The following is a 25,605-nucleotide window of genomic DNA, read 5'->3' on the forward strand; positions in this document are numbered from 1 at the left end:
TTTATGGATATTGAAGATATAATCCAACAGGGTGAAACTAAGTATGTAGAGTTTAAAAGTTGGATTAAAGTAAACAAGAAGGAACTAATGAATATCTTAACAAATGAAGCAGTAAGTTTTGCTAATACAGATGGTGGTATCATCCTTGTAGGTGTTGAAGATAATGGAGAAATTACCGGATGTGAAAATTATGATGAGCAGAATATCATAGAGAGTATTTATGACAAGACGATACCTAAACTTTTTACTGATATTGATATAATAAAGATTGCTAATAAAGATATTATAAAAATAACAATACAAAAGTCACCAGAAATTGTAGCTAGTTCAAAAGGTGTTGTATATAAAAGATTAGGGAAAAATACAAAGCCACTTTATCCATCAGAATACACCTCAAATAGCATAAAGGGATTTAAAGGCGACTACTCTGCCAAAATTATCGAACGTACTACCAAAGATGATATAGATTTTACTGAAGTAGAGCGATTAAAGTTAAAAATACAATCTCGTGATAAGGATTCTACGTTATATCAATCAGACAATCTTACGTTTTAAAGGACTTACGATTGATAGATGTTGATGGTGATGAAATTCAGTTAACAGTAGCAGGATTGTTATTTGTTGGTACGAAAGATTCGATTGCTAAATATATGCCACAATCAGAAATAATCATTCTTATATATAATGAGGGGCAGACTGAATATCATAAACGATTAGAGCTAAAAGTTCCATTAGTCCAGGCGGTAGATAGGATTCAACAATTTTTTGAAGATAGAAATGGAATACAGAACATTCAAATGGGCCTATTTAAATTGGAAATTCAAGATTATCCTATTAATGTTTTCCAAGAAGCACTTTTAAATGCAATTTCACACCGTGATTATGAGAGCGCTACTTCAATTTTTTGTTAAGTTTTATCCAAATGAAATAATTATTGAAAATCCTGGTTCGTTTCCATCTGGGGTAGATAGGAAAAATATTATTACACATCCTTCTTCTCCGAGAAATAAAAAAATTGCTGAAACACTCCAAAAACTAAGATACGTTCAACGTTCCGGCCAAGGAGTAGATATCATATTTAAGGATATGCTTTCTTTAGGAAAGTCAGCTCCAGAATATAATCTATATTCTGATGCTGTAAGTTTGAATTTAAGAAGCAGTTTGGAGGACATAGAATTTCTAAAGTTTATTACTAAAGAGGAAGAAACAAACGGCGAGTTTTCAGTTTCAGAGATCTGTATTTTAAAATACATTAAATCAAATAAAACCATTACTCTAGGCAAGGCTGCTGAGGTGGCTCAAATAACAACTCAATCTGCAGCAAATGTGTTAAACAAACTATGTCAAAAAAGAAATGTTTTACAAAGGGAAGCCAGAAATAAATATATGTTTACTCATCGAGTGTATGAAAGTTTTAATGCCAATATTGATTACACAAAAGATAAAGACTTTGATGAAATTCAAGCCAACGTAATGATTTTGGACTATTTATCTAAAAATGAATATATAACACGAAAAGAAGTTGAAAGGCTTTGTGGATTTTCACCATCTACAAGTAAAAGGATATTAAAGGAATTAAGGGAACAGGAAAAAATAATTTTAGAAGGTCAAAATAAATCCAGTAAATATAAATTTAAAAAATGAGCCGCAAATGAGCCGCAAATGAGATGGAAAACCTCATTTAGATGCACCAAGGTGAACCGTATAACAAGAAAACCAAAACAAGGAGAACCAAAATGGAAGTAATATATTTTGCAGGTGGATGTCTATGGGGAGTGCAAGCATTTATAAAAACTTTACCTGGTGTTACGTTTACAGAAGCAGGAAGAGCGAATGGAACAAGTCATACACTCGAGGGTGAGTATGATGGCTATGCCGAATGTGTCAAAACAGGCTTTGACCCGAAAGTTGTTACGGTAAGTAAGTTAATGGATTATTTCTTTGAAATCATTGATCCTTATAGTTTGAACCAACAAGGCCCTGATGTTGGAGAGAAGTACAGAACTGGAGTGTATAGTGAACAACCTAAACATTTGGAAGAGGCGAGAGCATTTATAAGTAAGAGGAGTGACTGTGACCGTGTAGTCGTGGAAGTATTACCTCTTACAAATTATGTGAGAAGTGCCGAAGAACATCAAGATAGGCTAACTAGATGTCCGGATGATTATTGCCATATTCCAGCAGGGATATTAACTAAATACAAGTAAGTATTAGGAAAGATTAAAATAGAGCATTTGATCCGATATGGGGTCAGTCCCCCGGTATGGTAAAACTTTAACGTACTGTGGGACAGGCGCCATAGCCCCAATTAGCAGACTAATTCGCATAGCGATTTGGTCTGCTTTTTTTATTGTCATATCAACGCTTAAAATAAATTAACATTGTAAATAACTGTACTATTAGCATAACTATTTTTATGAGGACAATAATCATTGTCCACTATAAAATTGATGTGCTAAAATTACTGCTAAATCATATGTTAGTGTTTGATTTAAAAGATATAATTTGTTTGAGATAGTTAGTTAGATATTAGCGAAGAACTATTTTTTGAAGGTAAATATAGAGTTTGTGAGTAATTAGAAATATAAATTAGGAGACAGAGAGATGAAAACAAGGGAATTACCGAAAATCCAATTAAGAGAATTAACTCTTTATGATGTTGAAGACCGTTATCAATGGGGTTTAGATAAGGAGGTAACAAAACATTTAAATATGCCAGAGAGGTATCCACCTTTTAGTAGAGAAGAAACTAAAAATTGGATTGAAATGTGCATTAACAAAACAAATGGATATGAACAAAAAGCCATTGTCACAGAAGAGGGAAAACATATTGGTTGGGTTGATTTAAAAAACATCGACAAGTTAAACAAACACGCTGAATTAGGGATTGCAATAGGAGATAAAAACTATTGGGGTAAAGGTTTTGGGCTTGCTGCAATGAATGAAATGCTTTTATGGGGATTTAATGAATTAGGACTAAATAAAATTTGGCTCAGAGTTGAAGTAGACAATGAAAAAGCAATTAAATCTTATAAACGTATGGGTTATGTAGAAGAAGGCATTTTAAGACAAGATAGATTAAGAAATGGAGAATATATTGACCGACTTCGTATGAGTATGTTGAAAGGCGAGTTTGTTCAAAAGGAGTAGATAAAATGAAATATAGACCTGAACCAATAGAAGCAGCCTTTCAGTTTATTGAAAAACATTTTCCTCATTGTCAACGTACTGGGGGTCAGGTACCAGTTTCTATTTTATGTTTCTGAAAGTTTTCAATGGGTAAACAAATAAAGACACAACACAATGAAAGGGGTTTTTGAAAAATGACGGAAAAAGAAAAATACCAGCAATGTTTGGAAGAGTGCCTTGCGTGTATGGATGCATGCAATACCTGCTTTGATGCGTGTTTAAACGAGGATGATGTGAAGATGATGGCGGATTGTATCAGGTTGGACAGAGAATGTTCAGATATCTGCGCTTTGGCTGCCAGAGCCATTCAATCGAACAGTCCGTTTTTGGAACAAATCTGCAGTCTATGTGCAGAGGTGTGTGAGGCCTGCGGGAAAGAATGCAGCAAGCATGATCATGACCACTGCAAGAAATGCGCGGATGCATGCTACAGTTGTGCAAAAGCTTGTCGTGCCATGATTACTCATTAATAATCCAAATAGGAATGGCTATTTGGGCCAGTCCCCCAGTATGGTAAAACTTTAACGTACTGAGGGACAGGCAAAAACTTCCTACTTATTAATATCTATCCACAATTACTTTCCCGTCTGTAGATGTGAGCTTATATAAAATTGATTTGATAGAACTTGGTTTTATCTCATTTGGTAATTTGTCAAATATCAAATTATTTTTGGATAGTTTTACACTACTATTATGCAAAATATTCCCATAATCATCTAATATTGTATAATCAGCTCGATCTATGTCACTATAACCTGAAGCCAATCCCCATAAAATTATAGCATCAATATTTTCTGAATAAAAAAAGGAAATGTCATCATCTTTTTCTAAAGGATTAATTACTTTTGATTCGGAATGACTTCCTAACCTGTATCTATCTAAATATTCCGTTTTAAAAAAGGTAGTTATAACTAATAAATTTTGATCGTTTCCTTCTTCTTTTAGGTAGATAACCGTACCATCCTTTTCATCTTGGAATAATATGTTTACTTTTCCCATACCTGATTTCTCTATAGTATTTTGAAGTGTTGGTGAAGAACAACCACTTAGGAAAAGAAATATAATTAAAACAATAGTTAGTTTTTTCAAGGTAAGTCCTCCTGGATATATTTGAGATAGAATCATAATACTATATAGCTATTGAGCTAGTCCCCCGGTTTGGTAAAACTTTAACGTACTGGGGGTCAGGCACCAGTTTCCATTCATTAATCCTTTATGAAAAAATTTATTAGGTCATAATTATCAATTGACATAGCTAATTCGTAAGGCGAGACAGCAAAATTATTCTTATTATGTGGGTCGGCTCCATAACCCAATAATAATTTAATAAACTCGCCTTTTCCTTCTGAGTGAAAAACTGCATCAGATAATGGTGTATTACCATTTTTGTCCTTGGTATCAACAATGGCATTCTTACTGAGCATTAGTTTTGCAATTTCTAAAGCATATTGTTGTGCTGCAAAATGAAGTGCGGCAGCCTGCGATATATTGTCTTGTATATCAATATTTGCTCCGTTGTCCATTAAGAGTTTAGCTACTTCGTAATCATTTTCAATTACTGCGTGCATTAATGGAGTCCTTCCGTCTTCATCTTGAATGTCTATATCTGTACCTGAATTCACCAACTTAAGTATTGTCAATCGTTCTCCAGTTAAGATTGCATCAATTAATTCACTCAAAAAACATCACCTTTTTCTTTAATAAAAATATAGAATTTTGCAGACTCAATAATCCATAATCCTGCCCTTTAATCGAAGAACATCTATATCTATATTTTAACATAAATTCCCATAAGTCTTCTGTTTATTATTTGAAAACCATAATATTTTAGATAACAGGCTAATTTTAAAACATATACACTCAATTTCATCAAATATCAACAGAGTTATTTAATAGCCTATTATTAAATAGAATCTTACCGAACTCCCCCAGCATACCGCCAATCCTTTCCTTTGAATAAGACTAAAAACCAATATCAAAATAAATTAAACAAAACATAAATTATCAGCTAAGAATTCACACTTATCAGTCAAATGACATAGCCAACCTGTTTACGCTATAATAGTAGAGTTCTATTCACCTTTCATTGGAAAGAAAGGGGTTTTTTTATGATTACCTTACATAATGTAAGTAAAAATTTCGGATCATTTCAAGCAATAAAATCTGTTTCTATTACTGTTCCAAAAGGTGAGATTTATGGTGTAATTGGGGCAAGTGGAGCGGGGAAATCTACTCTACTTCGATTGATTAACTTACTAGAAAAACCAGATAGTGGCGAAGTGGAAGTAAGTGGACAAATTCTAACTAACTTGAACCCTAAAGCACTTCGCAAAGCACGTCAGTCAATTGGGATGATTTTTCAACATTTTCATTTAGTGTCCAATAAAACGGTGTACGACAATGTCGCGGTATCTTTACAACTAGCAAAAATACCGAGAAAAGAGCACCGAAGTAGAGTATTAGAATGTCTTCAATTTGTAGGATTAGAAACTTTCATAGATAAATATCCTGCTGAATTAAGTGGTGGGCAAAAGCAGCGAGTGGCGATTGCTAGAGCGCTAGCCAATCGACCGCAAGTATTGTTATGTGATGAACCTACTTCTTCCCTAGACCCTCATACGACGACGGAAATATTAGGTGTGTTAAACACGATTAATCAAAAACTCGGAGTAACGATTGTCATCGTAAGTCACGAGATGGAAGTAATTAAAAGTATTTGCCACAAAGTTACCGTCATGTCAGAGGGAGAAATATATAATACGGTCTCTATTGAACCGAACGGTATTCCTACTATTGATCATCATCCTGAGTGGTTTATTCAACAGCTTACGAAGGATGGTGACCGAGCCGATGCCTGAAATATTAATTCAATACGAAGCTGCCATATGGAAAGCAATAGGAGAAACATTCATTATGGTTGGGGCTTCGATTTTAGCGGCTGTGCTCGTCGGGCTTCCAGTCGGAACTATGTTGTTTCTTTGTAGAAAAGGAAAAATACTAGAAAATCGATTCGTTTTTTCTACGTTAAATCTACTTGTAAACATTATTAGATCGTTCCCTTTTTTACTATTAGTCGTTTTTTTAATTCCTTTTACAAGGTGGATTGTTGGAACTGCCATTGGGACCGCTGCAGCGACCGTCCCACTAGCAATTATAGCGATTGCCCATTATTCTAGGTTGGTCGAGCAGTCCTTATTAGATATTCCAAAAGGAGTATTGGAAGCAGCCATCTCAATGGGAGCGTCCGTGAAGGATATCATTTTTAAATTCCTTTATGTAGAAGCTCGTTCTGGGTTAGTTCTAGGGTTAACGACATCGACGATTAGCTTTATATCATACTCTACTATTATGGGTGTTGTTGGAGGCGGAGGGGTCGGTGACTTCGCGATCCGTTATGGATACCAACAGTTTAAAACAGATTTAATGTTGTATATGATCATCATCATGGTCATACTAGTACAACTCATTCAGTTTACAGGTATGACGATAGCAAGAATGATAGATAAAAGATAACTTTAGGAGGAACACATCATGAAAAAATTAGCCATGCTATTAGCTTTGCTCTTACTATTATTAGTAGGTTGTGGCAGCCAAAATAACGATAACGAAACAACGAAGGCGAACGAAGAAGCACCAGCAACGGAAGAAGTAACCTTGAAGATAGCTACCTTAATTCCCCCAATGACAGAAATCTTGGATCTTGTAAAGCCAATGTTAGCGGAAGAAGGAATTAACCTAGAAGTAATCGTGCTTGGGGACAATGTTCAACCGAATAGCGCCTTAGCAGCAGGAGAAGTAGATGCGAACTTCTTCCAACACGTACCGTACATGGAAGAATTCAACCGAAACAACAATGCAGAATTAGTGCCAGTAGTTCCTATCTACTTTGCTAACTATGGCGTGTATTCAAAAGATTATGCTGAAATGGATCAGTTACCAGAAGGTGCTGTTGTTGCTATTGCAAATGATGTTTCCAACATCGACCGCTCCCTATCATTATTAGCACAACATAACGTGATTACATTACAAGAAAAAACAGGCCCATACTACACGCAAAGTGATATTGTGGAAAATCCAAAAAACTATCAATTTAAAGAAGTGGATTTATTAATGTTAGCTAGAATGTATGATGATGCAGATGCGGTTGTTATGACACCAGCTTATGCAGCGCCACTTGGACTCACACCGAAAAGTGATGCCCTTTTAACAGAAGGTGTAGAAAATGATTTTGCGATTACATTAGTTGCACGTAAAGACAATGTAGACTCTGCTCCCATTCAAAAGCTAGCAGAAAAAATGAACAGTCCAGAAGTTCGTGCATTTTTAGAAGAAAACTATGATGAAACGGCGATTCCGGCGTTTTAGTTTTTATAGGTGCCAGATCCCCAGTACGCTAAAGTTTTAGCATACCGGGGGTCTGGCACTTTTTTGTGGACCTCAACAGGGTTTTATTTCAAGGATTAGTATAAAGGATGTCCTTTTTTCAATAATTTGGCTATAAGGCTAAATAAAATATGAAATTGTTATGGGTGAATGGAATCCAATCAGCGAAAATCAGCGTTTTATCGGCGAAAATCGAGAGTCAATCAGCGAAAATCAGGGATTTATCGGCGAAAACTAAGATTCTATCAGCGAAGGCATTAGCTTAATCAGCGAAACTCATACTTAATCAGCGAAAAAGTAAATATATCGGCGATACAGGTGTCCATATTACGAAGCCCGTCCTCCATACGCAATTGGAAATCTGGCACTTTTTTGTTGTTTTCATTTAAAAACAAATATGCTCTAATAGAATAATAGTATACCCATGTTCGATAGAAGTGAGGAATGACTGGTGAGGAAATATAAGAAGTTTTACTTAGAGATTACGAGTGTATGTAATCTTGCCTGTAGCTTTTGTCCGCCAACGGAGCGACAGAAGCAATTTATTTCAGTGGAGGATTTTTCTAAGAGATTAGATCAAATTAAGCCGCACACAGACTACATTTATTTGCACGTGAAAGGTGAGCCATTGCTCCATCCTAAAATAGATCAGCTGTTAGATATAAGCTATGAGAAAGGCTTTAAAGTAAATATTACAACGAATGGAACGTTAATAAACAAAAAGAGAGAAAAACTACTAAATAAGCCTGCACTAAGGCAAATGAACTTTTCGCTTCATAGCTTTGACGGCCACATTGGTTCTAAAGATAAGGAAGGGTATGTGCGAAGTATTCTTTCTTTTATAAAAGAAGCAACGAGCCAGTCAGAATTGATCGTTTCATTACGCTTATGGAATCTTACACAAGATAATACGACGAATTTGGAAAGAGAGAGAAACAGAGAATTACTAACCATTATTGAAAAAGAATTTGATTTAGACTACAAAATAGAAGAGAAAGTCAGTCCAGGAAGCGGCGTGAAAATCGCGGAACGTATCTTTATCAATCAAGATTACGAATTTCAATGGCCTGCTTTGCACGAAGAGGAAGATGACGGAAAAGGCTTCTGTTATGGTCTGCGAAACCAAGCAGGTATTTTAGCAAACGGAACAGTTATTCCTTGTTGTCTAGATGGTGAGGGAGTAATCAACCTTGGAAACATTAACGATCACTCATTTTCAGATATTATTGAAATGGATAGAGCAAAAAACCTTGTAGAGGGCTTTTCACGCAGAGAGGCAGTGGAGGAACTATGCAGGAAATGTGGGTATCGCAAGAGGTTTGGAAAATAAATGAAGTTGGTGCCTGCCCCCAGCAATCTACATCTTTACTGTATTAGGGGGCAGATCAGGCACCAAAATCTACGATAACGCAATAAGAATACACAATATAAAAGTCACACCTGATAAAGGTGTCATAATTAACCGCTCTTTTTTACTCCGAGAAAATATATTTGCTAGTGTATTTAAACCGAGGAAAATAGTAAAACACCATACCAATATATTTGTAGCTAAGAAATCTATACCATTTATAACATTTGCATGCTGTAAGAAAACAAACCCCATAAATAGGAGAATCAAGGCATTAACAGCACTTACTAGCCTTAATTTTATTGGTAGGACTTTATAGTATCCTCCCATTGCATATTCACCATAAGGATAGCCAAGTGAAAGTAGCACTTGAAAAACAGCAACAGACAGAAATAAAATTGCCACAATGATAGTTGAAATGTAGATTAAATCCATCTCCCATACCTCCGACTCCTATAAAATGCTCTATAAATCAAGAACTACTGTGCTTTAAGGCGTTTACGAGCAGAATTTCGCTCGAAAGTTACCGGGATATGTTCCATCGCCTTACCCAATCCATAGAAAGGCATGTTTGTGTAAACAGATTCATAGTTTCCTTTTTTTATTTGGAACGTTTCATGATAGATACCAACGGCGTTATTGTTGCCTAGCTTTTCATTAAATTTTTTCCAAGCGGTCAAATGCTTCTCATTCCTTGCATAAGCATGTAAGTCTTCCACCGAACGCCAATATTGAATCATAGTGGTCGTTCTAAGTCCATAATAGCTTTCCATTGATAAAAATCCTAATTCCTCTTTATTCATGTAAAGTTCTCTAATCATTCCTGGCATAGCGCTAAAAACGGGAAACCATTTATGGATGGCTAGTCGATTGTTGAACCTCATTCCAATGATAAAAACGACAATATCCTCTGAATTCTCGGTCGTATAGCGGCCAGGGAAAATTTGTTTATTCATTCTTCCTACTCCTTTATTGAGAAATATTTTAACGTATGCTCACACCATTCGATAGCAGCTTTTGTTCCTCTTTTTCCATAATCTAATGTAAACAGCCAGTACATTGCGTCTTTTTCCTCTTTATTATGTTGAAGTATTCCTTGTTCGATGGCTAAATACGTTTCGTAACGGGTTTCTAGTCTTTGCTTATAGTCTTGAAGGAGGGAAACAGTGCTTTCTGCAGACTGATAGGAACCAAAGAATAGTTTTAGTAGTACTTCATTACGTTCAATTGGAGCATGTTCAATGGGTTGTTCTAACCAGCTTTTTAATATTTCCAATCCTTTTGTCGTGAGATAGTACTCGTTTCTATCTACTCTTCCTTGTGTTTGGGACACCTTCACTTCGGCTAACCCTTCTTTGACGATTATTTTTAACGTAGGATAAATTTGCCCATAACTAATTTTCCAAAAATGATTTAAGCTTTGATCTATGAACTGTTTAATATCGTAACCAGATTTACAAGGAGTTGTTAAAATGCCTAATATTGCGTATGTTGTATCGTTATAAGTTTTCACTATATTCACACCTATCTAAAAGATATATATCATTTAGATATATATTAGTGGATGTAAACGATAAATGCAAGTTAATTTTCTAAATTAAGGAAAATAATTCGTTTTGAACTCCGAGGAAATTGTTGCGCTAATTTTGTGCTTGTGCTATTTAATTATAAGTTTAGAGGCAGAGTTTTGATCCGATAATAGTTTTTAAAAAGGAGACAGAAGCGAATTAAAGAGAAAAAAACATCCGTCAGCTAGAACGGATGTTTTATTGAGTTGTCAAAAGTTGGGGAAATTTCAGTGTTAAGGATGGTGAATGAATCGGAGAGTCTGTAAATTTGAGTTTGTATTAGTGTATGTTCGTTCGTGTTGTGAAATTGCTGCTTTAAAAAGTACCCCATCTTTCAACCCTGATCCTCCGTGCGCTAGAATTTTAACTACTGGAGATCAGGGTCTTTTTTATTTTTTGAAACTACGTTTAATTACGGACTCTACAAACATTTGACAACGCATCAAATCTTGTTCTTGAAGCAGTAGCTCCACTTTTAAAGTTGCAGCTAAATTTGTGTTAGTGTAGAGAATCTCAGTGAATTTATCAACTGCACCACAATAGTGGGGATAGAAGCTATCGCCTGTGCCGAAGACAGCTGTCACTACATTACTTTTTAAGAAATCACTAAACGTGTTGTAAAGCTTCTGCATTTCTTCTGGTATCTCGCCATTTCCCCAAGAATAGGTTCCAATCACTACTGCATCATATTTACTCAAATGAGGTAGCTTAAATTCATGTATGGAAAATAGATGTACATCAACGAATCGAGATAAGAAAATTGTATAAATTTGTTCTGCTAATTCTTTCGTATTACCTGTAACAGAAGAATAGACTATTGCACATTTCATTATAGTTCATCAAAACCGTTATGCTTTGATACTTTTGAGTATGTTCTTGATTTTTGCTCAAAGAAATCAGATTTTGTATTATTAATCATTTCATCGCTAAAAACTTGAATCCAAGGCATTGGATTTGGTCTTTCTTCGTAAAAGTTTTTTAATCCTAGTTGTCTAAACCGTTTATTCGCTAAATATTCTATATATGCATCAAACTCGTCTAAGTCGATGCCTTTAATATCTTTTAATATATAACGGGCCCATTTTTTTTCAAGAACAACTGCTTGATTGATTGTACTATAGATGTAAGCAATATTAGCCTCTGTATGCAGTTTGGGATTTTCCGTAAAAAGAATTCGTATAAATTGAGAAATAAAGTAAGCATGTTGCATTTCGTCTCTTTGAATATAACTAATCATGGTACTTGTTTTTAGCATTTTTTGTTGGTGGGCTAAGTGATAGAAAAAAGCAAAGCCAGCATAAAAGTAAATACCTTCTAGATTAATAGAGTTTACACATAGCTTAAATAAAGATTGCGGTGTAGGTTCAGACCTAAATTCCTCATATGCATCTAAAATAAGTTGGTTACGTTGATTTACTATCGGATCTAGTTTAGCTTGATTAAACCGTTCATTTTGTTCCGCTAGTGGAACTAGGGAACTTAGTATATAAGAATATGACTCATTATGAACAGCTTCTTGTTGGGAAATGACAGCAAAGATAGCTTTGAAACTAGAATCTGTCACATAGTCCATCACTTGACTCATTGTTGGTGTTTGCAAACTGTCCAGTGAAGCTAACTGTGTGTTGATACGCAGAAATATATCTTTTTCTTGTTCACTTAGGCTATCCCACTGCTTTATATCATCTTGCATATTGATTTCTTGTGCTTTCCAAAAGTTTGATAGGAGTGTTTGGTACAAATCATACATTTTAGGATAGGCAATATCATTCCAGTTTAAAAGTCCTGAAGATTTTCCATTAATAATGCCAGTCGACTTGTTTGGATACTCAGGGTTAAGTAATTTAATTTTTGTTAATGGGGCATGTAACACTATTAAAACCTCCTCGTTTTTCAAATAGTAATCATATTTTATGAATCAGATTCATTTAACTATGACAAGCTTCACATTCATTTATTTCAGATTGAGAAGTGCTTCTAACATAATAGGTTGTTTTTAAACGCTGTTCCCATGCCTCCATGTGAAGTTGTAACAATTCTTTTGCCTTAATATCGTGACGAATATATAAGTTGAAGCTGATAGACTGATCAATATGACGCTGGCGAGCTGCGTTTTGTCGTATACTCCATGTTTGATCTAACAGGTTCCTTGTTTTTCTATAATAGTGATATGTATGATAGTTTATATCAGGTGCAGTCACTTTAAATTTAAAATTCTTCTTTTCCTCCGCATATTCAACCGCATATAAAGGGTCTATTCCATCTGTAGATCCACCAATCTTAGCAGTGGAGGAGTTTGGCGCTATCGCCATCATCCAGCCATTCCGAACGCCATATGTTGCTACGTGTTCTCTTAATTGATTCCATTTATCTGAGGCATAGTTTCTTCGCTCAAAAAACTCTCCGGTTTGCCATTCTGAACCTTCAAACTCACGATAAGCCCCTTTTTCCTTTGCTAACTTCATCGAGGATTGAATAGTGTAGTACGCAATATCTTCATACAGTCTATCGGCAAACGCTATCGCTTCTTCTGACTCCCATAAAATACCTTCTAAAGCTAGAAGGTGGTGCCATCCAAATGTACCCAAGCCTACGGCACGATATTTTTTATTTGTTAGCTCCGCTTGTCCGACAGAAATAGAATTAAGATCAATAACATTATCGAGCATTCGCATTTGAATTGGAATTAGCTTATCTAACACATTGTCTTGATAGGATTTTGCCAGATTAATAGAAGATAAGTTGCAAACGACAAAATCACCTGGCTTTCTTACAATGACGATATTTCCATCCTCATCTTGATACTCATTTACAATAGTAGTAGCCGACATATTTTGAGTAATTTCAGTACAAAGGTTACTGCAAAAAATAGAAGTTTGTCCGATTCCGCTCACGTGCTTATTCGGGTTTTGGCGATTCACTTCATCTCTGTAAAACATATAGGGCGTACCTGTTTCTAGCTGAGAAACCATCATTCTAGCCATAATATCCATCGCTCGATAAGATTTTCTGGGTAGAAGTGGGTGTTTTACAGCATCTTCATACTTTTCTGTGAAAAATTTCTTATTCTTTTCATCATAAAAATCCTCTAGGCCAAGTGAAGCCCCATCCTTGTTTTTCCAACCCATGATTTGTTTTACTTGGTGGGGACAAAAGGTGTGCCATTCTCCCATACTTCTACCATGTTCATCTACTTCTTTTAGTTTTTCCATAAACAAGTCAGGAATAGAGACTCCTGTGAAAATATCATGAGCTTTTCGTCTTTCATCCCCGTTATTTGTTTTTAAGTCTAGAAAGCCGTTCATAATATCTTTATGGAACACGTCTAAGTAAACTGCAATAGCTCCTTGGCGTTGTCCAAGTTGATCGACACTTACCGCTGTATCGTTAATAAGTCGAATCCAAGGTACAACTCCAGATGAATTCCCTTTGAACTTTTTAATATCGGATCCTAACGCTCGAACTTTACCGAAATAAATTCCTAATCCGCCACCGTCTTTGCTTAATCTAGCAGCATCCCAATTGTTTAAATAAATACCATCTAAAGAGTCTTCTACCGTATCAATAAAACAGGATGAAAGTTGACCAAAGCTTTTACCAGCGTTTGATAGAGTAGGAGTAGCGACAGTCATATATAAGTTGCTTAATGCCCAATAAGCATCTTTCACATAGGCGATGCGCTTGTCCTTTGGTTCATTCTTCATTAGAGTCATGGCAATAATCATGAAACGCTCTTGAGGTAATTCCACAATCGTATCGTTGTAGTCTTTTGTTAAGTATCGATCTGCCAATAAAAATATCCCGATATAATTAAATAAGTAGTCTTTTTCAGGGTTAATGACTTCTCCTAGTAGTTCAATCTCATCCTTGGAATAGCTATGTATGAGATCGTTAGAATAAATACCTAGTTTTGTTATATGCGAGACAAGAGAGTAGAAGCTTCCGTACTTTTCTTCCAAAGGATACCCGCGATTCTCAGATACTGTACGGTAGAGCTCGTGTAAATATAAATTCGCGGCAAAAAAAGACCATTTTGGTTCTTCCATGGAAATTTTGTTTAATGAGAAAAGTAAGGCTTGTTCATAACAAGCTTCATCTAAATTTGGTATCTGCTCATAGATTGGTGAAAAATCAAAAGAATACCTTTCCGAGGCCGTGTTTATTACATCTCTTACAGAATTCTCCTTTAATGAATGTTTAGAATTCATAGTCCACACTCCTTTGAAAGTTCATTTATCTTTAATCTTCTTTCTTTTCTAGCTTGGGCATGTTGGAATAGTGCTTTTTCTTCTTCTGACTCAGGGATGACACCATTCACTGGAGTTGGTTTGCCGTTAAGATCTACAGCAACCATTGTTAGAATAGCAGTTGTTGTTACGGTTTTTTTTCTTGATTTCAGGTTTTGGCACTCTACTTTTACATAGACTTCCATTGACGTTCTACCGGTTGAAATTACGACACCTTCTAAGTGCAAAATATCGCCAACTTTAGCTGAAGAGAGAAAATTCACCGTATCAATAGAGGCAGTTACCACCACTTCTTTACTATGTTTCATTGCCGTAATAGCAGCTATTTCATCAATGTATGACAAAATAGTTCCGCCAAAAATAGTACCTAAATGATTAGTGTCCGGAGGTAAAACAAGTTTCGTCTGGATTGTTCTAGATATTCTTGCAGGTAAATTTTCTTCCATTTCATTTCCTCTTTTCTATTGATAGATTTGTAGAAGATCGAGATGTATAGAAGAACTAAAAAAACCCATCACAAAGGATGGGTTTATGTATAACGTGGTAATAAATATACAGCTTCACATACTGTAGGTTATTGTATACCTCGTTATATCTTCCCAACTCCCGAAGAAGATAATACGTATAACAATGGCAGGTCTCCTGACTTGTGCTTCTACCTACTTTAATCCCTTCCCGTCTATAGACAGTGGATTTGATTATTTCGTCAACACTTACAGTTGCGGGTACAGTTCTGGAATTACACCAGATTCCCTATTAAGCCTTTTACAGACACCATTATTACTGGTTATTATCAATATTTTGTTTTAGTAAGTATTAACTAACACAATATGTAGTGTTAGTTAAATAGAATAATAATATATAGTTATGATTTTGACAATAGATTAAATATTATTTTTTTCGTCTTAGCGTTGAGAAAAGATCCAAAGTCGAGTATCAATTTGAACAGAATAGTGGGTTGCAAATGTTGTAATGCGTATCCCATACCCATGCAAACGCATACAAAATTCCATTAACAACATCTTGAGGTTTCTTCTTCTATCTGTTTTAATAGCTATAGAACTTCCAAAAGAATAATAGCTAGTTTTTATAGCTTGATAGAGGAGAAGAAGAAATGTCTATGACTAAAAGCCAAATGCGAGTGGAAAAAGATTTTCTAGGGGAAAAAGAAGTACCAACTGACGCGTATTATGGAATTCAAACAGTTCGTGCGGTTGAAAACTTTCCTATTACTGGTTACCGAATCCATGAAGAGTTAATTAAGGCAATGGCTATTGTAAAAAAAGCAGCTGCCCTTGCCAATATGGATACGAAACGTCTTTATTCCGGAATTGGTGAGAACATTGTAAAGGCAGCGGATGAGTTAATCGCTGGAAAAATGCATGATCAAGTTATTGTCGATCCTATCCAAGGTGGAGCAGGAACGTCTATTAATATGAATATAAATGAAGTAATTGCCAATTGTGCCCTAGAGCTGATGGGGGAAGAGAAAGGGAACTATGTACTTTGTAGTCCAAATACACACGTAAATATGTCCCAATCAACAAATGACGCTTTCCCAACCGCGATGCATATTGCTGTTATAAATCTATCAGAAAAATTATTAGACACGATGGGAGATATGCTTGCAGCATTCAAACAAAAGGCGAATGAATTCAATCATGTTATAAAAATGGGACGCACTCATCTTCAAGATGCGGTTCCAATTCGTCTTGGCCAAGAATTTGAGGCGTATAGCCGTGTACTCGAACGTGATATAAAGAGAATTAAACAATCAAGACAACATTTGTATGAAGTAAACATGGGAGCAACAGCGGTAGGAACGGGCTTAAATGCAGACCCTCGATATATAGAACAAGTTGTAAAACATCTACAAGACATAAGTGATCTTCCGTTAACAGGTGCTGAACATCTTGTTGATGCAACACAAAATACAGACGCTTACACAGAAGTATCTGGTGCTTTAAAAGTATGTATGCTTAACATGTCCAAAATAGCAAATGACTTACGATTAATGGCATCTGGTCCAAGAGCAGGATTAGGAGAAATTTCTTTACCAGCAAGACAGCCAGGTTCATCCATCATGCCAGGAAAAGTAAACCCTGTGTTGCCAGAGCTAATTAACCAGGTAGCATTCCAAGTAGTAGGTAACGACCAGACTATTTGCCTTGCATCAGAAGCCGGTCAATTAGAGTTAAATGTGATGGAACCAGTGTTAATTTTTAATCTACTTCAATCAATCAGCATTATGAATAATGCTTTCCGTACGTTTACAGACAATTGCTTAGAAGGTATTACAGCAAATGAAGAAAGAATGAAAGAGTACGTAGAAAAGAGTGTCGGAGTTATAACAGCTGTTAACCCACACATCGGATACGAAGTAGCATCCCGAATTGCAAGAGAAGCGATCTTAAAAGGTGTGCCAGTTCGCGAACTTTGCTTACAGTATGATGTATTAACAGAAGAAGAGCTGAATCTAATTTTAGACCCTTACGAAATGACAAAACCAGGGATCTCTGGTGCTTCCTTGTTTGACGAAAAGTAATGGATGAATCGATGAGACAGGTGCTAATTCAGCACCTGTTTTCTTTGTTGTTTGATGAATATTTGTTCAGTGTGTAGATGAAGTTCATTTTGAAGAGGAAAAAAGAAGAAAGTGAACTTGATAAGGGGTATGAAGTAGCATAAGAAGAAACGGACCTGTTTTAGAATGGGTACGTTTCTTTTTTTATCTTCTAACATCTTTTTAAAAGTGTGGTCAGGCTAAAACAAATTTGTAAAAGATGTTTGCTCTAACGCATAACGGGAATGAAGTAACTAAACAAATCTAAACTAGATAAAGGGAGGAAAGAGTGAATGGCAGATGAGCGTTATGGGAATGGAAGTAACAGCAAAAAGGAACAATTGGACAAGTTTACAGTAGATGATAGTGGGAAGAAACTAACGACCAATCAAGGATTAAAAGTTTCAGAAGATGAATTTTCCTTAAAAGCTGGTGAGCGTGGTCCGACAATTATGGAGGACTTTCACTTTCGTGAAAAGATGACGCATTTTGATCATGAGCGCATTCCTGAGCGTATTGTTCATGCGCGTGGTTTCGCTGCGCACGGAGAATTTGAAGTTTACGAGTCTATGAAAGAATATACAAAAGCAGGTTTCTTACAGGATCCTTCTAAAAAAACACCTGTTTTTGTGCGCTTTTCAACGGTTGTCGGTTCTCGTGGATCAGGGGAATTAGCGAGGGATGCTCGTGGATTTGCTACGAAGTTTTACACAGAAGAAGGTAACTATGATTTAGTTGGGAATAACATTCCGGTATTTTTCATTCAAGATGCGATGAAGTTTCCAGACTTAGTTCATTCATTAAAACCAGAACCACATAATGAAATGCCACAAGCTGCGTCCGCGCATGATACATTTTGGGATTTTGCAGCTAATAACCAAGAAACTGCCCATATGATTATGTGGAAAATGTCTGACCGTTCCCTACCTAGAAGTTATAGGATGATGGAAGGATTCGGTGTACATACATTTCGCTTTGTAAATGAGGAAGGAAAGGCTCATTTTGTTAAATTCCATTGGAAACCAGTGCTAGGTACGCATTCTGTAGTTTGGGATGAAGCACAGAAGATTAATGGAAAAGATCCTGATTTCCACCGCCGAGATCTATGGGAAGCGATAGAGAATGGCGACTATCCAGAGTATGAATTAGGCGTACAACTACTACGAGAAGAAGACGAGTTTGAATTTGACTTTGATATTCTGGATCCGACAAAACTGTGGCCAGAAGAAGATATTCCGGTGAAAATAATCGGGAAAATGACACTTAATCGAAATGTGGATAACGTATTTGCAGAAACAGAACAGGTAGCCTTTCATCCCGGACATGTTGTACCAGGAATTGATTTTACAAATGACCCATTGCTACAAGGTAGATTGTTTTCCTATACAGATACGCAATTACTACGTCTTGGCGGACCGAATTTTCATGAACTGCCAATAAACCGCCCTGTGTGTCCATTCCATAACAATCAACGAGATGGCTTTGGTCGTCAAACGATTAATAAAGGCCAGGTAAGTTACCATAAAAACTCTTTAGCTTCTAATACGCCGGAACCAGCGAGTGAAGCAGAGGGAGGATATACACATTACCAGGAAAAAGTGGATGGCTACAAAGTACGAAAACGAAGTGAAAGTTTTAAAGATCATTTTTCTCAAGCGACTTTATTCTGGAACAGTATGAGTGAAGTGGAAAAAGAGCATATCATTAAGGCGTTCAGCTTTGAACTTGGTAAGGTGAAAAGTAAAGATGTCCAACAACAGGTAGTAGATATGTTCGGCAATGTTAGTATAGAGATGGCAACAGCTTTCGCAAAAGCAATTGGTGCAAACCCACCGCAAGGAAAAGAAAGCAGTGTGAAAAAATCTTCTCCTACCTTATCTCAACTGAATACAAAGAAAAAGCCAGATACTCGTAAAGTAGCAGTGCTTATTGGTAGTGATTTTTATGGAACAGAGGTTAATGAAGTATTAGAATCCTTGAAAAATGCAGGAATAAAGCCGGAGATTGTAAGTGAAAAGTTAGGTGTGCTAAAAGGGGAAGACGGTACGGAGCTGGAGGCAGATCATACATTCCTCACTGCGGACTCTGTATTATTTGATGCGGTTTATGCAGTAAGTAGTAACAAGGAAAAGAAAGAGTTAGATAAGCAAGTTTCTTATTTCGTTCAGGAGGCATTTTCTCATTACAAGCCAATTGGCTTAAGTAAGGATACAAAAGAGTTACTCCATGTGGAAAATATTCAAAAATGTCCAGGGGTTGTTCCTTACAACGAGGACACGAACGATTTTGCAACGAAGTTTATTCAAGCCATTGCCGACCATCGTCATTGGGATCGAGAAATATGTTAATTTGACTTGTTAACAGAGAGGATATAACCTCTCTGTTTTGTTTTGGTTTAGGAAATTATCATTAGAGAACTTGTAAATTTAGAATAGGCTACGTCAAGCTCCAGGTGCCTTGCGTTTTTGTTCATTAAGATGGATTGAAACACAAATTTGGAAGATTGAAACAGAAATGCTTAAGATGGAAACACAAATTTTTGAAATTGAAACACAGGGATAGTTAAATTTGGTTCACAAGGAAAATTGAAACACAAATGCAGCAAATTGAAACACACACTAATCAAATTGAAACACAAATCATAAGGATTGAAACACAAATTAACACGAGCATTCAATTTTAACAAAAACATCTTTATTATTAATATGGTTTTTACTACTCACGATACCAAATGACAATCTTGTTAAGGTTTTAACCTTCTATCCACTACTTGTGGTGGCTGTTCTAGCCATTTTTTCTGAATGGACAATAATAATCCCTCCCCATAATAAACGCGCATTTCTGTGATATTTTTGACAGTTATGCAATAATATCGGAACGCAAGCATGAACTTTGTGCTTGGCTAAGCATCGTAAAACAAAACATTCCTAAACAAGTTTCTACAAAGTAAAGCATGATTTTATCCGAAAAAGGAGACAGCTCTGTGTTATAAACTTTATAGTCACCTGAGGCTGGAAACTACTTTAATGCCAGCTTAATTTACAGTAGAAATACTGTACTTTAGACTGGCGTTTTACATTAATTAGTAATTATTTTATGCATTTTATTGCAATTTGATGTGGTATAGTGGTATAGGTATAAAAATTTTGAGAAGATTAGAGGGGCACTTATGCGAAAAGAATGGATCCTGCGCTGGTCTTTTTTTACTATAGGATTAATAATGCTAGCACTTGGCGTAGCAATGACAATAAAAGGAAAGTTGCTAGGAATTGGTCCGTGGGATGTATTCCATTACGGCTTAACCCTGCAATTTGGCCTCACAATAGGTACTTGGATTATTATTATCGGTTTCCTGCTCCTACTTATTACTGTTCTCTTTACAAAACAGATGCCTAAAATAGGTGCATTTCTTAACATGTTGCTAATTGGCTTTTTCATTGATTTTTTCCTTTGGATTTTGCCAAATGCTCATAGTTTAATAGGAGCAGCATTTTACTTATTAATAGGTGTTATTATTATTGGCTATGGAATAGGAATTTACGTGTCAGCGGAACTTGGGGCTGGTCCTCGTGATGGCCTAATGATTTTAATTGTAGAAAAAACAGGTTGGAAAGTACAATGGGTTCGTAATGGAATGGAACTTTCTGTACTCTTGTTTGGTTGGTTAATGGGTGGCCCGGTTGGAATGGGAACGGTTGTTATCGCTCTATTAATAGGTCCTATCGTTGGCTTTTCTTTACCACAATGTAAAACACTATTACAATTTCTTCTATATAGAAGTCAAACTAAAAAACTAGCTATTTAAAAACCCTTCGTTAAGAAACGAAGGGTTTTTTACTGCCTAACGCAGTTACCTCTCTCTCCCAAAACAGACACCGCTTACAAAATAAAATATTCTAAATTTTTTAAGTTACGTATGTTGACAGAATTTTTATGTAATATATAATTAAATTAACATATGTTCACGATGGGTGAGCAAAATTTCACAACCAACAAACAAAATTAACAATAAAACACGTTTTAATAGATGAAACTAGGGAAAATGATGAAAAAATGCAAAGTGCTCATTTTCCATAATTTAAAAGTTAGGTGAACCCAATGGTCGATGAGAAAATTTCACGCTTAGTAGAAGTTGCTAAAATGTACTATCAATTACATTACAGCCAACAAGAAATCGCAAAAAAGTTAGGCATTTCTCGTCCGACTGTATCGCGCCTTCTTTTACAAGCAAAACAAGACGGTATCGTTCATATAAAAATTATTGACCCAACCGAAGATGTTCAGCAACTAGCTGCTCGTGTCCAAGAAATGTACGGATTAAAAGCATGCGTCATTGCCCCGATTCCGAAATATGAAGATGAATCGATTAAAGAAAAGCTTGGAGAAGCAGCTGCGAACTACTTATATGAAATTGTACAAAATGGCGACACAATCGGTTTAACATGGGGAACAACGCTTTACCAAGTGGTCAAAAACATGCAACCGAAAAATGTGAAAGATGTGACAGTCGTCCAGCTGAACGGTGGAGTTAGTTACTCGGAACACAATACATACGCATCTGAAATAATTAACGGCATTTCGAGTGCGTTTCATACAGCACCACATTTTCTACCATTGCCTGCAGTTGTTGACCATATCGTCGTTAAACAAGCAATTATTGCAGATCGACATATAAAGAAAGTGTTGGAATTAGGAAAAAAGGCCAACATTGCCATGTACACAGTTGGAGAACCTGGTAAACAGTCTACCTTAATGAAAGCTGGTTACTTTTTAGACACGGACCTTCAAACATTAGACGAGAACAAAACAGTCGGCGATATTTGTTCCAGATTTTTTGATATAACTGGAAAAATCACAAATGAATCTTTAAATGAAAGAACAATCGGCATTGAGCTTCAAGACTTAGCCAATATCGAACAAAGCATCCTTGTAGCAGGTGGGAACAACAAGGTAGAAGGTATCATTGGTGCTATAACAGGTGGTTACGCAAATGTTCTCATTACGGACCAATATACAGCCCGCGCATTATTAGATGTAGGAGGTGAGGATAATAGATAAAGAGATTATTAAGCAGTTAGTGAGACAAGTTGTAGAAAGTTCGTTAAAAACAACAGCAAAAGAAGTACCGATTGCAGCATCTAATCGACATATCCACCTTTCACCTGAACATGTGGAACGACTTTTTGGTAGAGGCTATAAGCTAAACAAACAAAAAGACTTGTCCCAGCCAAACCAGTTTGCCGCAAAAGAAACCGTCACACTCATCGGGCCGAAAGGAAAAATTCCGAATGTCCGAGTGTTAGGTCCAGCGAGAGGTGCGACACAAGTAGAAATCTCTTTATTCGACGGGTTTACTCTTGGGGTAAAGCCGCCGATACGAAACTCTGGAGATATAAAAGGATCAGCCGCTATTACCATCCAAGGTCCTCGAGGGCAAGTAACAATCCAAGAAGGCTTGATCTGTGCAGCGAGACATATACATATGCACACATCAGATGCCCAAAGGTTTCAGTTAAAGGATGGCGACCTAGTTCAAGTAAAAGTAAAAGGAGAGCGTGGAGTCATTTTCTCCAATGTACTCATTCGCGTTTCCGAAAGGTATAAGTTAGAAATGCATATCGACTTAGATGAAGCGAACGCTGCCAACATGAAAAACGGGCAGCTCGGGGAAATCGTTGCGATAGAAGATGGGAGTGAAGATAGTGGATGCGGCTGTAAAGGAACGAGTTAAATCACTCGTCTTGCAAGTTGTCAAAGCATATCTAAGTGAACAAGTGGAAGAAGTAGATACACATTCCATTGCGATTCTACTAAACCATCCATCTTCCTATTCAGAAGGAATAATGGAAGCGGTTTCTACTCTTGCTGATAAGTATGATGTAACAATACTAGTCTCAGAGAATTGGCAAGCCTCACAAGAAAAATGGGCTGCTAATACAATCCTCCTAAATAATGAGACAAGCTTTACACAATTAAATGAAGTATTAGAAAAAACGAAGTTACTTGTTATTCCAGTTGCATCTTTCCACCTGTTATCAAAACTTGCCTTAACAATGGATGATGACCAAGCTATTTGGCTAGCGATTCAATACCAATTACAAGGTAAACCAGTTGTAATTGCAAATGATGATGTGGAGCTGAATGTGTACGAACAAATATTTTCGCCACATTCCGTGCAAGAAAGAATACAAGGTTACATTCGTCAGATTCAAAAGGACGAAGTGAAGTGGGTATCGCTCAAGGATATCGTGAAGACAGTGGACACTCAAATCACTTCATACGATGAGAAAGCGCCTTTACTCTTGTCGAAACATATTGAAAAGGCGATGCGAGATGGACTAGAAACAATTAATCTACCAGCTAATAGTAGAGTGACACCATCTGCAAAAGATTTAGCAAGAGAACTTAACGTGAAAATCCAGAAGAAAACAGACTCCTAGAAAGGAGACTAACTAGAATGATCATAGGAAAAGTAGTAGGATCCATTGTTTCCACAACAAAAGCAGAGAAGTTAAAAGGAAAGAAAATGCTTATCGTGGTTCCACTTGATATGGAAACGCTAGAAGAAGATGGCAAGCCAGTAGTAACGATCGACACGGTTGGCTCAGGTGTTGGAGAAGTAGTACTTGTTGTTGGCGGAAGTTCGGCAAGACAAACAGAAATTACAAACGGCACACCGGTTGATTCCGCTATCGTTGGGATCGTCGACCAAATAGAGATAAAAGGGTCAACAACCTTTAAAAAAGGAGGGGACTAAAACGTGCAAATAAACGAAACAGATATTAAAAAAATGGTAGAACAAGTGTTACAGCAACTAGGCGGTAATAGTGATAGTGCAACAGCTATAGCGCAGCCAACAACTAGCAACATCCGTTTAGAAAACGGTGTGTTTGCAACAGTTGACGAAGCGGTAGCAGCAGCAAAAGTTGCCTGGGAAAAGCTCCGCGTCCTACCTTTAGCGACTAGAACTGCAATGGTAGAAAAAATGCGTGAAGTTAGCCGTGCACATGCGGAAGAACTAGCAAACTTAGCTGTCCAAGAAACTGGTTTAGGTAGAGTGCAACATAAAGTTGCAAAAAACTTACTTGCCGCAAACAAAACACCAGGTGTGGAGGATATCGTTAGCACAACATACTCAGGCGATAACGGTTTAACGCTTGTAGAGTACGCACCAATCGGAGTATTCGGTTCTATTACTCCAACAACAAACCCAGCTGCAACGGTAATCAATAACTCTATTTCTCTAGTAGCAGCTGGAAATGTAGTTGTTTACAATCCACACCCAAGCGCGAAGCAAGTTTCGATTAAAACGATTCAACTTTTAAACGAAGCAATTGTTGCTGCGGGTGGTCCTGAAAACACATTAACGTCTGTAGCGAACCCTAACATTGAAACTTCTAATGAAGTAATGAAGCATCCCGGAATTAACGCATTAGTTGTTACAGGTGGAGGAATCGTTGTAAAAGCAGCGATGGCAGCAGGGAAAAAAGTGATTGCAGCAGGTCCTGGTAACCCACCAGTTGTTGTAGATGAAACAGCAATTATCTCAAAAGCGGCAAGCGACATCGTAACAGGTGCAAGCTTTGATAACAACGTGTTATGTACAGCGGAGAAAGAAGTATTTGTTGTAGAAAAAGTAGCAAATGCGCTTAAGAGTGAAATGGTGAAAAACGGTGCCTTCGAACTTAAAGGCTTCCAACTGGAGAAAGTGTTAGCGAAAGTACTAGTAAACAATAACGGCAAATTTTATCCAAACAAAGACTTTGTTGGAAAAGATGCGAGCGTTATTTTACAAGCGGCTGGCATTCAAGCTTCTCCTGATGTAAAGCTATTAATTACAGAAACAAAAGAAGATCATCCGTTAGTTGTAACAGAAATGTTAATGCCAATTTTACCAATCGTTAGAGTGCCAGATGTAGACAAAGCAATTGAACTAGCTGTTATTGCAGAAAAAGGAAATCGCCATACAGCCATTATGCACTCGCAAAATGTAACGAATTTAACGAAAATGGCGAAAGAAATTCAAGCAACTATTTTCGTGAAAAACGGTCCATCTGTATCAGGATTAGGATTTGAAAGTGAAGGATTCACAACACTTACAATTGCTGGCCCTACAGGTGAAGGATTAACAAGTGCAAAAACGTTCACACGTCAAAGACGCTGCGTTTTAGTAGATAGTTTTAGAATAATATAAAGGGCTGATTTCTCTTGGCAAAATCCAAAGAAGATAAGCAAAAAAATGTAAAAGAAATAACAAGTATTGTAGAAAAAAAAACCAAAAAAACTAATCGCAAAAGCGAAACAGGA

General features: G+C 36.6%; 27 protein-coding genes and 1 riboswitch. Of the genes, 18 read left to right on the top strand and 9 right to left on the bottom strand.

Annotated features, from left to right (window positions below; all coding sequences use genetic code 11):
• Nucleotides 1-3 precede the first annotated feature (3 nt).
• The 6 genes from CDZ92_RS16025 to CDZ92_RS16050 all read left to right on the top strand — a co-directional run bounded on the left by CDZ92_RS16025 (nucleotide 4) and on the right by CDZ92_RS16050 (nucleotide 3,659).
• On the top strand, nucleotides 4-555 hold the full coding sequence (locus CDZ92_RS16025; RefSeq protein WP_176483795.1) for an AlbA family DNA-binding domain-containing protein: 552 nt from the start codon (nucleotides 4-6) through the stop codon (nucleotides 553-555).
• A gap of 11 nt (nucleotides 556-566) precedes the next feature.
• Entirely contained in the window at nucleotides 567-911 is a 345-nt protein-coding gene (locus CDZ92_RS16030; RefSeq protein ID WP_096156224.1) for a hypothetical protein, read from the top strand.
• Nucleotides 862-1,644 carry an ATP-binding protein gene (locus CDZ92_RS16035; RefSeq protein ID WP_096156225.1) on the top strand — a complete coding sequence of 261 codons (783 nt, stop codon included), beginning with the start codon at nucleotides 862-864 and terminating at the stop codon, nucleotides 1,642-1,644. Before CDZ92_RS16030 ends, CDZ92_RS16035 begins: the two co-directional genes overlap by 50 nt.
• 92 nt (nucleotides 1,645-1,736) lie before the next feature.
• Entirely contained in the window at nucleotides 1,737-2,207 is a 471-nt protein-coding gene (locus CDZ92_RS16040) for a peptide-methionine (S)-S-oxide reductase (protein WP_096156226.1), read from the top strand.
• A 397-nt stretch (nucleotides 2,208-2,604) separates the two neighbouring features.
• Nucleotides 2,605-3,150 (top strand): GNAT family N-acetyltransferase, encoded by a 546-nt coding sequence (locus CDZ92_RS16045; protein WP_096156227.1) that lies wholly within the window; start codon nucleotides 2,605-2,607, stop codon nucleotides 3,148-3,150.
• A gap of 173 nt (nucleotides 3,151-3,323) precedes the next feature.
• On the top strand, nucleotides 3,324-3,659 hold the full coding sequence (locus CDZ92_RS16050) for a four-helix bundle copper-binding protein (protein ID WP_096156228.1): 336 nt from the start codon (nucleotides 3,324-3,326) through the stop codon (nucleotides 3,657-3,659).
• 88 nt (nucleotides 3,660-3,747) lie between these two features.
• Here CDZ92_RS16050 and CDZ92_RS16055 read toward each other — a convergent pair whose 3' ends face one another.
• Nucleotides 3,748-4,278: a hypothetical protein gene (locus CDZ92_RS16055; protein WP_096156229.1), complete on the bottom strand. Its 531-nt coding sequence runs from the start codon at nucleotides 4,276-4,278 to the stop codon at nucleotides 3,748-3,750.
• Nucleotides 4,279-4,394: 116 nt separating this feature from the next.
• Nucleotides 4,395-4,868, bottom strand: a complete 474-nt coding sequence (locus tag CDZ92_RS16060; RefSeq protein WP_096156230.1) for an ankyrin repeat domain-containing protein — start codon at nucleotides 4,866-4,868, stop codon at nucleotides 4,395-4,397.
• A gap of 429 nt (nucleotides 4,869-5,297) precedes the next feature.
• Between CDZ92_RS16060 and CDZ92_RS16065 the strand changes: the two genes are divergently transcribed.
• The 4 genes from CDZ92_RS16065 to CDZ92_RS16080 all read left to right on the top strand — a co-directional run bounded on the left by CDZ92_RS16065 (nucleotide 5,298) and on the right by CDZ92_RS16080 (nucleotide 8,902).
• The gene (locus CDZ92_RS16065) at nucleotides 5,298-6,047 is read left to right on the top strand and encodes a methionine ABC transporter ATP-binding protein (protein ID WP_096156231.1); all 750 of its coding nucleotides are present in this window, start codon (nucleotides 5,298-5,300) and stop codon (nucleotides 6,045-6,047) included.
• On the top strand, nucleotides 6,040-6,702 hold the full coding sequence (locus CDZ92_RS16070; protein ID WP_096156232.1) for a methionine ABC transporter permease: 663 nt from the start codon (nucleotides 6,040-6,042) through the stop codon (nucleotides 6,700-6,702). Before CDZ92_RS16065 ends, CDZ92_RS16070 begins: the two co-directional genes overlap by 8 nt.
• A gap of 18 nt (nucleotides 6,703-6,720) precedes the next feature.
• A complete protein-coding gene (locus CDZ92_RS16075) occupies nucleotides 6,721-7,554 on the top strand; it encodes a MetQ/NlpA family ABC transporter substrate-binding protein (protein WP_096156233.1) in 834 nt (277 codons plus the stop codon).
• Nucleotides 7,555-8,023: 469 nt separating this feature from the next.
• A complete protein-coding gene (locus CDZ92_RS16080) occupies nucleotides 8,024-8,902 on the top strand; it encodes a radical SAM/SPASM domain-containing protein (RefSeq protein ID WP_096156234.1) in 879 nt (292 codons plus the stop codon).
• 69 nt (nucleotides 8,903-8,971) lie between these two features.
• Here CDZ92_RS16080 and CDZ92_RS16085 read toward each other — a convergent pair whose 3' ends face one another.
• From CDZ92_RS16085 to CDZ92_RS16115, 7 genes are all read right to left on the bottom strand, one after another.
• Nucleotides 8,972-9,355, bottom strand: a complete 384-nt coding sequence (locus tag CDZ92_RS16085) for a hypothetical protein (RefSeq protein WP_096156235.1) — start codon at nucleotides 9,353-9,355, stop codon at nucleotides 8,972-8,974.
• A 44-nt stretch (nucleotides 9,356-9,399) separates the two neighbouring features.
• A complete protein-coding gene (locus tag CDZ92_RS16090) occupies nucleotides 9,400-9,876 on the bottom strand; it encodes a DUF4188 domain-containing protein (RefSeq protein WP_096156236.1) in 477 nt (158 codons plus the stop codon).
• A 5-nt stretch (nucleotides 9,877-9,881) separates the two neighbouring features.
• A complete protein-coding gene (locus tag CDZ92_RS16095) occupies nucleotides 9,882-10,433 on the bottom strand; it encodes a PadR family transcriptional regulator (RefSeq protein ID WP_096156237.1) in 552 nt (183 codons plus the stop codon).
• Nucleotides 10,434-10,877: 444 nt separating this feature from the next.
• Nucleotides 10,878-11,318 carry a flavodoxin domain-containing protein gene (locus CDZ92_RS16100; RefSeq protein WP_096156238.1) on the bottom strand — a complete coding sequence of 147 codons (441 nt, stop codon included), beginning with the start codon at nucleotides 11,316-11,318 and terminating at the stop codon, nucleotides 10,878-10,880.
• Entirely contained in the window at nucleotides 11,318-12,364 is a 1,047-nt protein-coding gene (locus CDZ92_RS16105) for a ribonucleotide-diphosphate reductase subunit beta (RefSeq protein ID WP_096157032.1), read from the bottom strand. The genes CDZ92_RS16100 and CDZ92_RS16105 overlap by 1 nt, the downstream gene beginning before the upstream one ends.
• A gap of 52 nt (nucleotides 12,365-12,416) precedes the next feature.
• Nucleotides 12,417-14,696 (bottom strand): ribonucleoside-diphosphate reductase subunit alpha, encoded by a 2,280-nt coding sequence (locus tag CDZ92_RS16110; RefSeq protein WP_096156239.1) that lies wholly within the window; start codon nucleotides 14,694-14,696, stop codon nucleotides 12,417-12,419.
• Nucleotides 14,693-15,181, bottom strand: coding sequence for an acyl-CoA thioesterase (locus CDZ92_RS16115; RefSeq protein WP_096156240.1), 489 nt, complete (start codon nucleotides 15,179-15,181; stop codon nucleotides 14,693-14,695). The genes CDZ92_RS16110 and CDZ92_RS16115 overlap by 4 nt, the downstream gene beginning before the upstream one ends.
• A gap of 169 nt (nucleotides 15,182-15,350) precedes the next feature.
• Nucleotides 15,351-15,529, bottom strand: a riboswitch (cobalamin riboswitch).
• Nucleotides 15,530-15,849: 320 nt separating this feature from the next.
• Here CDZ92_RS16115 and aspA point away from each other — a divergent pair.
• The 8 genes from aspA (at nucleotide 15,850) to CDZ92_RS16155 (ending at nucleotide 25,492) form a co-directional block, all read left to right on the top strand.
• Entirely contained in the window at nucleotides 15,850-17,280 is a 1,431-nt protein-coding gene (gene aspA / locus CDZ92_RS16120; RefSeq protein ID WP_096156241.1) for an aspartate ammonia-lyase, read from the top strand.
• A 311-nt stretch (nucleotides 17,281-17,591) separates the two neighbouring features.
• Nucleotides 17,592-19,646 (top strand): catalase, encoded by a 2,055-nt coding sequence (locus CDZ92_RS16125; RefSeq protein ID WP_096156242.1) that lies wholly within the window; start codon nucleotides 17,592-17,594, stop codon nucleotides 19,644-19,646.
• 821 nt (nucleotides 19,647-20,467) lie between these two features.
• Nucleotides 20,468-21,103, top strand: coding sequence for a YczE/YyaS/YitT family protein (locus CDZ92_RS16130; RefSeq protein WP_096156243.1), 636 nt, complete (start codon nucleotides 20,468-20,470; stop codon nucleotides 21,101-21,103).
• A gap of 293 nt (nucleotides 21,104-21,396) precedes the next feature.
• Nucleotides 21,397-22,356: a sugar-binding transcriptional regulator gene (locus CDZ92_RS16135; RefSeq protein ID WP_096156244.1), complete on the top strand. Its 960-nt coding sequence runs from the start codon at nucleotides 21,397-21,399 to the stop codon at nucleotides 22,354-22,356.
• Nucleotides 22,349-23,029 (top strand): phosphate propanoyltransferase, encoded by a 681-nt coding sequence (gene pduL / locus CDZ92_RS16140; RefSeq protein WP_096157033.1) that lies wholly within the window; start codon nucleotides 22,349-22,351, stop codon nucleotides 23,027-23,029. The genes CDZ92_RS16135 and pduL overlap by 8 nt, the downstream gene beginning before the upstream one ends.
• A complete protein-coding gene (locus tag CDZ92_RS16145; protein ID WP_096156245.1) occupies nucleotides 23,001-23,738 on the top strand; it encodes a hypothetical protein in 738 nt (245 codons plus the stop codon). Before pduL ends, CDZ92_RS16145 begins: the two co-directional genes overlap by 29 nt.
• A gap of 17 nt (nucleotides 23,739-23,755) precedes the next feature.
• Nucleotides 23,756-24,055 carry a EutN/CcmL family microcompartment protein gene (locus tag CDZ92_RS16150; RefSeq protein WP_096156246.1) on the top strand — a complete coding sequence of 100 codons (300 nt, stop codon included), beginning with the start codon at nucleotides 23,756-23,758 and terminating at the stop codon, nucleotides 24,053-24,055.
• Nucleotides 24,056-24,058: 3 nt separating this feature from the next.
• Nucleotides 24,059-25,492, top strand: coding sequence for an aldehyde dehydrogenase family protein (locus CDZ92_RS16155; RefSeq protein ID WP_096156247.1), 1,434 nt, complete (start codon nucleotides 24,059-24,061; stop codon nucleotides 25,490-25,492).
• Nucleotides 25,493-25,605 lie beyond the last annotated feature (113 nt).

Origin of the sequence: Bacillus sp. FJAT-45066 (assembly GCF_002335755.1) — a bacterium.
Lineage (GTDB): Bacteria > Bacillota > Bacilli > Bacillales > Bacillaceae_I > Bacillus_CD > Bacillus_CD alkalisoli.